This window comes from Rhodococcus daqingensis (assembly GCF_042665615.1).
Classification (GTDB): domain Bacteria; phylum Actinomycetota; class Actinomycetes; order Mycobacteriales; family Mycobacteriaceae; genus Rhodococcus_G; species Rhodococcus_G daqingensis.
In genome coordinates, this window is the sequence record NZ_JBHTCS010000016.1 from 64565 (window position 1) to 78038 (window position 13474).

At 68.6% G+C, this 13474-nt stretch carries 7 protein-coding genes; 6 read left to right on the forward strand and 1 reads right to left on the reverse strand.

What is annotated here, in order from left to right; all coding sequences use genetic code 11:
* Position 1 precedes the first annotated feature (1 nt).
* Positions 2-1672, reverse strand: coding sequence for an HNH endonuclease signature motif containing protein (locus ACFQS9_RS13690; protein ID WP_378405507.1), 1671 nt, complete (start codon positions 1670-1672; stop codon positions 2-4).
* Positions 1673-1827: 155 nt separating this feature from the next.
* Here ACFQS9_RS13690 and ACFQS9_RS13695 point away from each other — a divergent pair, with 155 nt between their 5' ends.
* The 6 genes from ACFQS9_RS13695 to ACFQS9_RS13720 all read left to right on the forward strand — a co-directional run bounded on the left by ACFQS9_RS13695 (position 1828) and on the right by ACFQS9_RS13720 (position 13466).
* Positions 1828-2652, forward strand: coding sequence for an acyl-CoA thioesterase domain-containing protein (locus ACFQS9_RS13695; protein ID WP_378405509.1), 825 nt, complete (start codon positions 1828-1830; stop codon positions 2650-2652).
* Between the two features lie 291 nt (positions 2653-2943).
* A complete protein-coding gene (gene gltB, locus ACFQS9_RS13700) occupies positions 2944-7527 on the forward strand; it encodes a glutamate synthase large subunit (protein ID WP_378405511.1) in 4584 nt (1527 codons plus the stop codon).
* Positions 7520-9025 carry a glutamate synthase subunit beta gene (locus ACFQS9_RS13705; protein WP_378405513.1) on the forward strand — a complete coding sequence of 502 codons (1506 nt, stop codon included), beginning with the start codon at positions 7520-7522 and terminating at the stop codon, positions 9023-9025. Before gltB ends, ACFQS9_RS13705 begins: the two co-directional genes overlap by 8 nt.
* 93 nt (positions 9026-9118) lie before the next feature.
* Complete coding sequence (pyk, locus tag ACFQS9_RS13710) at positions 9119-10537, forward strand: pyruvate kinase (protein ID WP_378405515.1); 1419 nt, start codon at positions 9119-9121, stop codon at positions 10535-10537.
* Positions 10538-11440 carry an acyl-CoA thioesterase gene (locus ACFQS9_RS13715; protein ID WP_378405517.1) on the forward strand — a complete coding sequence of 301 codons (903 nt, stop codon included), beginning with the start codon at positions 10538-10540 and terminating at the stop codon, positions 11438-11440.
* A 166-nt stretch (positions 11441-11606) separates the two neighbouring features.
* Positions 11607-13466, forward strand: a complete 1860-nt coding sequence (locus ACFQS9_RS13720; RefSeq protein ID WP_378405519.1) for an ABC transporter ATP-binding protein/permease — start codon at positions 11607-11609, stop codon at positions 13464-13466.
* Positions 13467-13474 lie beyond the last annotated feature (8 nt).

Genomic DNA, 13474 nt, shown 5'->3' on the forward strand with positions numbered 1-13474 from the left:
GTCACCGACGGTCGGTGCTGCGTCGGCGCGTGGGCACGCTGAGGCCGTGCTGGCCGAGGGCGTTGTGTATGTGCATGATTGCGCCGGCCAGCATTTCGTGTCGCCACAGGCCTGCGGTCTTCAGTTGGTGGTGTAGCACGCAGAGGCATTGCAGGTTCGCCAGGATGGTCCAGCCACCGAGGGTCGGGTTGCTCTTGAGGAACGCGACGATGTGGTCGAGTTGGCAGTCGTCGGCGGGCACACTGCAGCCTGGGTGACGGCACGTGCCGTCGCGGAGCCGGACGGCGGCGGCGAGCAGGTCGCTGGGCCGGTAGGTGAGGGCGCCCGGTGGCGGTTCGGTGAAGCCGCCGTGGCCGTCGGGGTGTGCGGCGACGATCTGTCCCGGGTCGGTCAGGATCGCGCGATAGAGGCGGTCGATCGTGGTGGCAGGTGAAATGAGGCCGGGTTGCGGGAATTTGCGGCCGGGTAGTGCGAGGGCCCCGGCGGGCACCACCGCGCTCGTGAAGGTGCGCAGACTCGAATCGGGCGTCGCGGCACACCCCGGTTGTGGTGTGGGGTCGGGTGTTTCGGGTTTCGGATCCGGTGGCGGCCGCCCCGACGAGGGAGAAGTACCGGCATCGGCACCGCCTTCGGTCACGTCGTCGGTGTGAGAGTTCGTGCAGTCTTCGCTTTCGGCATCGCACGCGGCGGTGTCGGCTGTGGGGTCGGTGTCGCATTCACACCCGGCTTGCTTCCGTAGGCGTTCGAGTGTGGCTGCGGCGCAGTCCATCAGTGCCTGCCAGCTGGCGTCCTCGGCGAGGGCGCGGGTCTGCTGCGGATCCAAGTATCCGTAGCCGGCGAGGTGGCCGGGGTTGTCGGCGAGACCGAGGAGGGTCTCGAGCCCGCACATGATGTTCACCCGAACTTCCGGGGTCGCGGGTTCCGGGTAGGTCCGCGCGCGGCACTGCTCGTCGGTGCAGTGACAGGCCAGGGCGCGGTGACCCTGGGTGATCGCGAGGAACGCGGCGACGCACACCTCGTCGGTGGTCCGCGGGTCGGCGTAGCAGACGGTCTTGGCGACCTCGGCGATCAGGGTGGTGACGGCGGTCATTTGTACCGCCGTCAGCGTCACCGTCAACACGCCCATGCCGTGCGGACGCCGGTGCGTGCGGACCTTCGCGGTCGCCTCGGCTTCGCGGCGGGCCCGCTGCGCCCACGTCGCGTCGTCCTCGATGAGCAGGCGGTCGATCTCCACGCCGAGGGGTCCCTCGGCCAGCCGGCGGGCGGCGTCGGCGATGGCTGTGTCGAGGCGCGTGAGTGCGGCGAGGGCGGCGCCGCGGGTGTGATCGGCGATCACCCGGACCTTCCGCAGTGAGATGTCCCCGGCGGCGAAGGCGGTGGACACTGCGGGTACCCGTTCGAGGGCGTATCCGAGGCGCATCAGGCCGGCGACCGCTTTGAACGAGGTGGACAGTTCGAGGGCGAGTTCGGCGATCGCGGACCGTTCCGCGGTGACGCCGTCGAACCGGGCGCCGGGTGCCGCGGCCGCGAAGGCGCAGCGGGAGTCGATGTAGCCCATGATCTGGCCGATCAGTTGGGCGTCGGCGGCGTTCGAAACGCGGGCGGTCGTACCGACCGCGTCGAGCAGGCCCCGTTCGCGGTCGGTGACAGTCATCTCCGCCGTGGCCCCCATCGCCGTCACCCCCTATTCGCTCGTATGTTCGAGTGTATCGGAATAGGTGGTCCACAGCAGCGGTTTCGGTGGGTCGCTCCCGAGAGTTCGATGCCAAGCTGTTCGCTTCCGTTCTAGAACGTGTTCTAATTCGAGAAACGGGAGGGGTAGGCTCGGTGGTTGCATTCTTCACAGTGGTCGACGGTCGCTATCTCGCGACCGAATGGTCTGTCAGCCCCTGGGCTCCTACACAGGTGGGCGGGACTGCGGTGTGCGGACTGTTGGCCCGCCAGCTGGAAACCCATTGTCCTGGCGTGGGGTTCATTCCGGCACGATTCACCGTCGATCTGTTTCGGCCGGTGCTCAACGAGCCAATCGCGTTGCACAGCGAGGTGGTCCGGGACGGTAAACGAGTCCGCGTGGTCGATGCCTCGATTGTGCAGCACGACCAGGTGCGGGCACGCGCGACGGTGATGTACCTGGCCGGCGCCCAGCCGCCTCCCGGACAGGTGTGGCAGGCAGAGCAGCAGTTGCCGGTGCCCGCGCAGAAGCTGGAAGGAGCCGACGGCGACCCGCCACTGTTCAAGTCCGGCGAGTTCGAATGGACTGGTGACTTCGCCTCAGGCCAGAACAGTGAAAGAAAGTGCGCGTGGCACAACCTGGCCTTCTTGGTCGAAGGTGAGCCGATGTCGCCGTTCCAGAGGGCCGCATTTGTCGGCGACGCAACAAACCTGGTGTGCAACTGGGGGACCGAGGGCGTCGGGTACATCAACTGCGACATGACAGTGACACTGTCGCGCCTTCCCGAGGGGCGTGAGCTGGGATTGCAGGCTCAAGATCATCTCGCGGCGGGCGGGATCGCCATAGCAACGGCCACCATGTACGACCGGATCGGCGCGCTGGGCACGTGCGTCGTCACGGGTGTCTCGAATGCTCGCCGACAAGTCGATATGGCAGCCTTCGCCGATGCGCAGTCCTTCCGGGAGTCGCGCCTCGTCTGAACCCTCGGCCGCTTGACGGTGATGTCGTGCATGTCGGGAAGCCGAGACCCGGCGGCTCGTCCGCGACCAGCGGAAAAGGCCTCATTGTCATCTATTGGAGCGTGGTACCCACTGCTAAACTGAGCACGCCCGAGTGTGACGCTCGGAGTTTTCTTTTCGGGCCAGAGTTGTCCCGGAACCCCGACCTGGCGAGCTCCGTCTCCGACACGGTGGAACCCGCCAGCCGAGGCTCCGTGCGATGGCCCCGTGCGCCACACCCGGCAGCCTTCCCTGCCGATGTGGAGGTGCCCGTTGCTCTTCTCTCACACGCCCGCGCCGCAGGGTCTGTACGACCCGGCCCAGGAGGCCGACTCCTGCGGTGTCGCGATGGTCGCCGACGTCTTCGGCAGGCGCTCACACTCGATCGTCGCGGACGGACTCCTCGCCCTGGCGAACCTCGAGCACCGCGGCGCCGCGGGCGCGGAGCCGAACAGCGGTGACGGCGCGGGCATCCTGCTGCAGCTGCCGACCGCCCTGCTCGGGGAGGTCGCCGGGTTCGCGCTGCCCGAAGCGGACCCGGACCGCGGCAACACCTATGCCGCCGGGATCTGCTTCCTCCCGCAGGACCCGGGCCGCCGGGCCGCCGCCGTCCAGCGGATCCAGGCCATCGCAGGCGACGAGGGACTCGAGGTGCTCGGCTGGCGCGAGGTGCCGGTCGATCCGGACGGCGCCGACATCGGCATGGCCGCGCGCGACTGCATGCCGCACATGAGCCAGCTGTTCGTCGCAGCGCCGCCGGGGCCGGACGGGAGACCCGCAGGCCTGGACCTCGACCGCCGGGTCTACAGGTTGCGCAAGCGCGCCGAGCAGGTCGACCCGCAGGTCGAGGCGGACGGCACCGGCGTGTACTTCCCGTCGCTGTCGAGCCGGACGATGGTCTACAAGGGCATGTTGACCACAACGCAGCTGCCCGCGTTCTTCCCGGACCTGCGCGACGACCGCTGTCACAGCGCGATCGCGATCGTGCACAGCCGGTTCTCCACCAACACCTTCCCGTCCTGGCCCCTGGCACATCCGTTCCGGTTCGTCGCGCACAACGGCGAGATCAACACCGTGCGAGGGAACCGGAACCGGATGCACGCCAGGGAGGCGCTGCTCGCCAGCGCGCTGATCCCGGGTGATCTCGAGCGGCTCTTCCCGATCTGTACCCCCGAGGCATCGGATTCCGCGTCGTTCGACGAGGTGCTCGAGCTGCTGCACCTCGGCGGCCGCAGCGTGGCGCACGCGGTGATGATGATGGTGCCCGAGGCGTGGGAGAACGATGCCCAGATGAACGCCGAGCGGCGCGACTTCTACCGCTTTCACGCCTCGCTGATGGAGCCGTGGGACGGCCCCGCCTGCGTGACCTTCACCGACGGCACCGAGGTCGGGGCGGTGCTCGACCGCAACGGCCTGCGTCCTGGTCGGTGGTGGCAGACGGCGGACGGGCGGGTGATCCTCGCCAGCGAGACCGGCGTCCTCGACGTGCCGCCGTCTGAGGTGGTGGCCAAGGGCAGGCTCGAGCCCGGCCAGATGTTCCTCGTCGACACCGCGGCCGGCCGGATCGTGCCGGACGAGGAGGCCAAGCTGCGCCTGGCTCGGGAGCTGCCGTACTCGGAGTGGCTGCACAGCGGGCTGCTCGAGCTCAAGGAGCTGCCGGAACGCGCGCATATGCAGCATCCGCACGAGTCGGTGGTGCTCAGGCAGGTGGTCTTCGGATACACGGAGGAGGACCTCCGGATCCTGCTCGCCCCGATGGCCTCCGCGCCCGGTGAGCCGCTGGGCTCGATGGGCACCGACACCCCGGTGGCGGTCATGTCACAGCGTTCGCGGTTGCTCTACGACTATTTCATCGAATTGTTCGCGCAGGTGACCAACCCGCCGCTGGACGCGATCCGGGAGGAAGTGGTCACCTCGCTGTCGCGGGTGATGGGACCGGAGCAGAACCTGCTCGACCCGACCGCCGCCTCGTGTAGGCAGATCGTGCTGCCGTGGCCGGTGCTCGACAACGACGAGCTCGGCAAGATCATCCATATCAACGACGACGGCGACAACCAGGGCCTGGCCGCCACCGTGCTGCGCGCGCTCTACGACGTCGAGCGGGGCGGCGCGGGCATGGCCGAGGCGATCGAGGAGTTGCGGTCCGCCGCGAGCGAGGCCATCGCCGCCGGGTACCGGACGCTGATCATCTCCGACCGCGACTCCGACCACGCCCGCGCACCGATCCCGTCGCTGCTCGCGGTCTCGGCCGTGCACCACCACCTGGTGCGGACCAAGGAGCGCACCAAGGTGGCGCTGGTGGTCGAGACCGGCGACGCGCGCGAGGTGCACCACCTGGCCCTGCTGATCGGTTTCGGTGCCGCCGCGGTGAACCCGTACCTGGCGATGGAGTCCATCGAGGACCTCGTCAGCGAGGGCGAACTGGTCGGCGTCGAGCCGCAGATCGCGGTCCGCAACTACCTGACCGGGCTGGGCAAGGGCGTGCTGAAGGTGATGTCCAAGATGGGCATCTCGACCGTCGGGTCCTACACGGCGGCACAGGTTTTCGAGGCCATCGGACTCGACCGTGAACTGGTCGACGAGTACTTCACCGGCACCGTCAGCAAGCTCGGCGGGGTCGGACTCGACGTGCTCGCGGAGGAGGTCCGGATCCGGCAGCGGATCGCGTACCCCGACAACCCGACCGACCGGGCGCACCGTCGCCTGGAGGTGGGCGGCGAGTACCAGTTCCGCCGCGAGGGCGAGCTGCACCTGTTCACCCCGGAGACGGTGTTCCTGCTCCAGCACGCGACCCGGTCGCGCCAGCGCGAGGTGTTCGCCCGGTACAGCGAGGAGGTCAACCGGCTGGCCGCGGCGGGAGGCGCGCTGCGCGGGCTGTTTCGGTTCCGCGAGGGACTTCGCGAGCCGGTCCCGCTCGACGAGGTGGAGTCGGTGCAGTCCATCGTCACACGCTTCAACACGGGCGCGATGAGCTATGGTTCGATCTCGGCCGAGGCGCACGAGACGATGGCGATCGCGATGAACAACCTAGGCGGGCGATCGAATTCGGGGGAGGGCGGCGAGGACACCGACCGGCTCTACGATCTGAGCAGGCGCAGCGCGGTCAAGCAGGTCGCCAGCGGCCGATTCGGTGTCACCAGTGACTATCTGGTCAACGGCACCGACATCCAGATCAAGATGGCGCAGGGCGCCAAGCCGGGGGAGGGCGGCCAACTGCCCGCCTACAAGGTGTACCCCTGGGTGGCCAAGACCAGGCACTCGACCCCCGGTGTCGGGTTGATCTCCCCGCCGCCGCACCACGACATCTACTCGATCGAGGACCTCGCCCAGCTGATCCACGATCTGAAGAACGCCAACGAGCAGGCCCGCGTGCACGTGAAGCTGGTCAGCTCGGTCGGTGTCGGCACCGTCGCGGCCGGGGTGTCCAAGGCGCACGCCGACGTGGTGCTCATCTCCGGGCACGACGGTGGCACCGGTGCGTCCCCGCTGACCTCGCTCAAGCACGCGGGCGCGCCCTGGGAGATCGGGCTCGCGGACGCCCAGCAGACGTTGGTGCTCAACGGCCTCCGTGACCGGATCACCGTCCAGTGCGACGGCGGGATGCGCACCGGCCGCGACGTCATGGTGGCGGCGCTGCTCGGCGCGGAGGAGTTCGGGTTCTCCACGGCGCCGCTGATCGTGGCCGGCTGCATCATGATGCGGGTCTGCCACCTCGACACCTGCCCGGTCGGGGTGGCCACCCAGAACCCGGAGCTGCGCAAGCGGTACAACGGCAAGCCGGAGTTCGTCGAGGAGTTCTTCCGGTTCATCGCGCAGGACGTCCGGGAGTACCTGGCGCGACTCGGGTTCCGCAGTGTCGACGAGGCCGTGGGCCGCGCCGACGTGCTCGAGACCGCGGAGGGGGTGGCGCACTGGAAGAGCCGCGGGCTCGACCTGTCGGCGATCTTCGAGATCCCGACCGACCGCGACGGCGCTCCGTTGACCCAGCGCCGCAGGCAGCGCGATCAGGACCACGGCCTGGAACTGGCGCTGGACCGCACCCTGATCCAGCTCGCCGAGGGCGCGCTGGAGGACGCGCACCCGGTGCGGCTGGAGCTGCCGGTGCGCAACGTCAACCGCACGGTCGGCACCCTGCTGGGGTCGGAGGTGACCCGCCGCTACGGTGCGGAGGGGCTGCCGGACGACACGATCCGGGTGGAACTGACCGGCTCGGCCGGCCAGTCGCTGGGCGCCTTCCTGCCGCCCGGTGTCACGATCGACATGATCGGCGACGCGAACGACTATGTCGGGAAGGGGCTTTCGGGCGGCCGGATCGTCGTTCGGCCGTCCCCGGAGGCAACGTTCGCGGCCCAGGGACAGGTGATCGCCGGCAACACCATCCTGTACGGCGCCACCTCCGGTGAGGTGTACCTGCGGGGCCTGGTGGGCGAGCGATTCTCGGTCCGCAACTCCGGTGCCACCGCAGTGGTCGAGGGCGTCGGCGATCACGCCTGCGAGTACATGACCGGTGGCCGGGTGGTGGTGCTCGGGCGCACGGGACGCAACTTCGCGGCGGGCATGTCCGGTGGTATCGCCTACGTTCTCGACCTGGATCCGACGATGGTGAACCCGGCGATGGTGACCCTGCAACGCCTCGATGGCGACGACCTGGCCTGGTTGTCGGAGGCCGTCGCGGCGCACCGGCACTGGACCGGCTCGCCGTTGGCGGCCTCGGTGCTGGCGGACTGGCCGCGCCGCAGCGCCCTGTTCACCAAGGTGCTACCCGTCGACTACCAGCGGGTCCTCGACGCGACCCGACTCGCGCGCGCCGAGGGCCGCGACGTGGATACCGCGATCATGGAGGCGGCTCGTGGCTGATCCACAGGGCTTCATGAAGGTGGTGAAGAAGGACGCCCCCAAGCGCCCGGTCACCGAGCGGATCGGTGACTGGCGGGAGGTCTACGCGCCGCAGCCCGCCGCGGAGCGGGCCAGGGAGGTCGCCGAGCAGGCGACCCGCTGCATGGACTGCGGGGTTCCGTTCTGTCACTCCGGTTCCGCGGGCTGCCCGCTGGGCAACCTGATCCCGGATTGGAACGACCTGGTGCGCCGCGACCGGTGGGGTGCGGCGAGCGAACGCCTGCACGCCACCAACAATTTCCCGGAGTTCACCGGCCGGGTCTGCCCGGCACCCTGCGAGGCGGCGTGCGTGTTGTCGATCGCCGAGAACGACACCGGCGGCTCGGTGACCATCAAGCGGATCGAGCAGGCGATCGCGGACGCGGCGTGGGAGGGTGGCACCGTCGTGCCGCAGCACCCGGCGATCAGCACCGGCAAGAAGGTCGCGGTGGTCGGCTCCGGACCCGGTGGCCTCGCCGCGGCGCAGCAGCTCACCCGTGCCGGGCACGACGTGACGGTGTTCGAGCGCGACGACCGCCTGGGCGGACTGCTGCGGTACGGCATCCCCGCCTTCAAGATGGACAAGTCGATCCTGGAGCGGCGGCTGACTCAGATGCGAGCGGAGGGAACACATTTCGTCACCGACTGCGAGGTCGGTGTCGACCTGACCGTCGAGCAGCTGCGCGCCCAGTTCGACGCCGTGGTCCTGGCCGTCGGCGCACTGCGGGCGCGGGACAACACGACGGTGGAGGGTCGTGAGCTCAAGGGCATCCACCTGGCGATGGACCACCTGGTTCTCTCGAACCGGGAGTGCGAGGGCGACGGCGCGAGTCCGATCACCGCGAGGGGCAAGCACGTGGTGATCATCGGGGGCGGCGACACCGGGGCCGACTGCCTCGGCACCGCGCACCGTCAGGGTGCGGCCTCGGTGACGCAGCTCGACTACAACCCGGAGCTGCCCACCGAACGCGACGACGAGCGGTCCCCGTGGCCGTCCTGGCCCATGGTGTTGCGCACCTCGCCGGCACACGCGGAGGGCGGGGTCCGGCGCTACGAGGTCGCGGTGCAGCGTTTCCTCGGTGACGAGCACGGCAACGTGCGGTCGATGGTGTTGGCCGAGGTCAAGGTCAGCCGCGACGCGGAGGGGCGTAGGCACGTCAGGCCGGTCGGCGAGGAGGTCGAACTGCCCTGTGACATGGCGCTTTTCGCGATCGGATTCGAGGGTGTCGAGTACAGCCGGCTGCTCGACGATTACGGTCTGTCACTGACCAGGCGTGGGGTGCTGTCCTGCGGTCCGGACTGGCAGACGACCGCACCGGGGGTCTTCGTCTGCGGCGACGCGCACCGCGGGGCCTCGTTGGTGGTGTGGGCGATCGCCGAGGGCAGATCGGCCGCACGTGGCGTCGACATGTACCTCTCGGGGCACTCGGATCTACCCGCCCCGGTACACCCGACGGCGCTGCCGCTCGCCGTCGTGTGAACCGCAGGCGATCAATGAGTTCAATTGTCTGTATGTATGCACAATTCACCGCCTCCGATGGAGATGCGTGAGGGCACCGACTAGGCTCGACGCGTGACCCGACGGACGAAAATTGTGTGCACACTCGGCCCAGCGACCGCGACCGGGGATCGCATTCGTGAGCTCGTCGAGAGCGGCATGGACGTGGCCCGGCTGAACTTCAGTCACGGCGAGCATGCCGACCACGAGGAGAACTATCGCCGGGTCCGCGAGGCCTCGGACGCGACCGGCAAGGCCGTCGGCATCCTCGCCGACCTGCAGGGCCCGAAGATCCGGCTCGGCCGCTTCGCCACCGGTAGCACGGTGTGGGAGAACGGCGAGGAGGTGCGGATCACCGTCGAGGACTGTGAGGGCACCCACGACCGCGTCTCCACCACCTACCGGGAGTTGGCCAAGGACGCCAAGCCTGGCGACCGGCTGCTGGTCGACGACGGCAAGGTCGGACTGACCGTCACCGCCGTCGACGGCAACGACGTCGTCTGCGAGGTGACCGAGGGCGGTCCGGTCAGCAACAACAAGGGTGTCTCGCTTCCCGGCATGGATGTCTCGGTGCCGGCCATGTCCGAAAAGGACATCGAGGACCTCGAATTCGCGCTGCGCCTCGGCGTGGACTTCATCGCGCTGTCCTTCGTGCGGTCGCCCGCGGACGTCGAGCTCGTGCACGCGGTCATGGACCGGCTCGACCGCCGGGTACCGGTGATCGCGAAGCTGGAGAAGCCCGAGGCGATCGAGAACCTCGAGGCCGTGGTGCTGGCCTTCGACGCGGTGATGGTGGCCCGCGGTGACCTCGGGGTGGAGTTGCCGCTCGAGCAGGTGCCGCTCGTGCAGAAGCGCGCCATCCAGATCGCGCGGGAGAACGCCAAGCCCGTGATCGTCGCGACGCAGATGCTCGAGTCGATGATCGAGAACTCCCGGCCGACCCGGGCGGAGGCCTCGGACGTCGCGAACGCCGTCCTCGACGGTGCGGACGCGGTGATGCTGTCGGGGGAGACCTCGGTCGGCAAGTTCGTCATGGAGACCGTGCAGACGATGGCCCGGATCGTGGAAGCGGTCGAGGCCGAGTCGACCAGGGTGCCGCCGCTGACCCACGTCCCGCGGACCAAGCGCGGCGTGATCTCCTATGCCGCACGCGATATCGGCGAGCGGCTGGACGCGAAGGCGCTGGTCGCGTTCACCCAGTCCGGCGACACGGTCCGCCGGCTGGCACGGCTGCACACCCCGCTGCCGCTGCTCGCGTTCACGCCGTTGCCGGACGTGCGCAGTCAGCTGGCGCTGACCTGGGGTACCGAGACCTTCCTGGTGTCGCCGGTCTCGACGACCGACCAGATGATCGGGCAGGTCGACACGGCGTTGCTGTCCCTCGGCCGGTACAACAGGGGCGACCTCGTCGTGATCGTGGCGGGTTCGCCTCCCGGCACAGTAGGCTCGACCAACCTGATTCACGTGCATCGCATTGGAGAAGAGGACCACTAGGTGAGTGACGTGGGGGCGCAGCCCCGTCCGGTACGGGCGGGGGACCTGGACATCCTCCTCGACGTGCTCGACCTCGAGCAGCTCGAAGACGACGTGTTCCTCGGGCAGCACCCGCCCCAGGCCCAGCTCGGCAGCCGGACGTTCGGTGGCCAGCTGGTGTCCCAGGCGATCATCGCGGCCGGACGCACCGTGTCCGGGGACCGGCCGGTCCACGCGATCAACGCCCACTTCATCCGCGGCGGCGATGTGAAGCGGCCGATCGAGTACCGGGTGCAGCGGCACCGCGACGGCCGGGCCTTCGCGAACCGCCAGGTCATCGCCTACCAGGACGACCAGGAGCTGTTCGTGATGCTCGTGGCCTTCCAGGACTGGGGTAAGGGCCTCGAGCACGCGGTCGAGGTCCCGGACGTTCCCTATCCGGACACCCTGCCGCCGCTGGGCGATCACTTCGCCGGGTTCGAGGACCGACTGCAGATGTTCGTCAACGCCCTCAAGCCCATCGACATGCGCTACGCGAACGACCCGAGCTGGATCCTCAAGGGCACCGGGGAGAAGCTCAACCACAACCGGGTCTGGATGAAGGCGGACGGCGACCTGCCCGACGACCCGCTGCTCCACGTCGCGACGATGGGCTACTCCTCGGACACCACGGTGCTCGATTCGATCATCACCACGCACGGGCTCTCTTGGGGTCTGGACAGGATCGTCGCGGCCACCGTCAACCACTCGATCTGGTTCCACCGGCCGTTCCGCTTCGACGAGTGGGTGCTGTACGCAACCGAATCCCCGGTGGCGGCGGGCTCGCGTGGACTGGCGACCGGTCGGTTCTTCTCGCTCGAGGGTCAGCTCCTGGCGACCGTGGTGCAGGAGGGCCTGATCCGGCACTTCCCGAACCGGAAGTAGTCGGGCCGCCCTCGCTGCTGCGACGAAAGTCGTTGACGGCGTACGGGAACGGCACGGCGATGCCGTCGTTCCCGGTGCCGGGGCGTCATCGGGGTTAGACTTCGCCATCTCTACGGCGTGGGCGTGCTGGTCGCTCGCGCCCGTGATCGCGTGAATGAGGTGGCGTATGTCGGAAGACACCGGGCTCGACTGGGACCACGAGGTCGTCACCAGCCTGATATGGACATTCCGGGCATTCGCCATCGCGGCGGTGTGTTTTGTCCTGATCGCGTACGTGCTCTTCCGGACCACCCGGTGGGGCAGGCAGTTCTGGCGGATCAGCGGCGGCTACTTCAAGGGCCGCGAGAGCGTGCCGGTGTACGCGCTGCTGGCCGTGGTGCTGTTCATGACGGTCTTCGCGGTCCGCATGACCGTGCTGTTCTCGTACCAGGGCAACGAGATGTACACCGCGCTGCAGATGGCCGCGCAGTCCTACGCCCAGGGCGATGCCGGGGCGTTGGACGAGGCGAAGTCGGCATTCTGGCGGAGCCTGTGGATCTTCGGGGTGCTGGCCACGATCCACGTGGCGCGGTCGCTGCTGATCTTCTACATCGGCCAGGCCTTCGACATCCGCTGGCGGGTGTGGTTGACCGAGCACGTGACCACGGACTGGCTACACGGGCGCGCGTTCTATCGCGACCGGTTCGTCGACGAGACCATCGACAACCCCGATCAGCGGATCCAGCAGGACATCACCGACTTCGTCACCATCTCGCGCTCGCTGTCCATGGGTGCGGTCGGCGCGATCGTCTCCCTGGTGTCGTTCACGGCCATCCTCTGGGACCTGTCCGGGCCGATGACGGTGTTCGGCACCGAGATCCCCCGCGCGATGGTCTTTCTCGTGTTCGTGTACGTGCTGATCTCGACGATCGTGGCGTTCTGGATCGGCAGACCGCTGATCCAGCTGAACTTCTGGAACGAGCGGCTCACCGCGAACTTCCGCTATGCGCTGGTCCGGGTCCGCGACAGCGCCGAGAACGTCGCCTTCTACCGGGGTGAGGGCGTCGAGCGGCACGGGCTGCTCTTCCGCTTCGCCGCCGTCATCCGTAACTACTGGCGAATCGTCTTCCGTACCTTGAAGTTCAACGGCTGGAACCTGGTGGTCAACCAGATCGCGGAGGTGTTCGCCTTCATCATCCAGGCCCCGCGGTTCTTCAACGGAACGATCACCCTCGGCGACATGACACAGTCCGCGACCGCCTTCGGGCAGGTGCACGACTCGCTCTCGTTCTTCCGCGAGTCCTACGATGTCTTCGCGGGGTACCGGGCCAGCCTGATCCGTCTCAACGGCCTGATGGACGCCAACTCCGATTCTCGGGAACTGCCGGCGATCTCGGTCTCGGAGCTCGAGGGCGCGCTGCGGGTCGAGGGCGTGCAGGTACGCAGGCCGGACGGGTTCTCGCTGATCGCGGACCTCAACCTGTCGATGGCGCCGGGCGACGCCCTCGTCGTCAAGGGTCGATCGGGCAGCGGCAAGACCACCCTGCTGCGCAGCCTCGCCGAGATGTGGCCCTACACCGAGGGACAGGTCCGGCGACCCGCCGGGACCAAGACCCTGTTCCTGTCCCAGATGCCGTACCTGCCGCTCGGTGACCTCCGGACCGCCGCCGCGTATCCGGGGACGCCGGCCGAGCTCGACGACGAGTCGATCCGGGCGGCCCTGCGGAAGGTGCAACTCGCGAACCTGGTCGATCGACTCGACGAGGAGGCCGACTGGGCGAAGATCCTCTCCCCGGGAGAGCAGCAGCGGATCGCGTTCGCCCGCATCCTGCTGATCCGGCCGGAGGTGGTGTTCCTGGACGAGGCCACCTCCGCCGTCGACGAGGGGCTCGAGTACTCGCTGTACAGCCTCATCCGTGCGGAGGTGCCCGACACCATTCTCGTCAGCGTCAGCCACCGCAGCACGGTCGATCAGCACCACACCCAGCAGCTGCAGCTCGCCGGCGACGGGCCCTGGGACCTGTCCCCGGTGCCGGTGCCGGTGTAGCTCGGGCG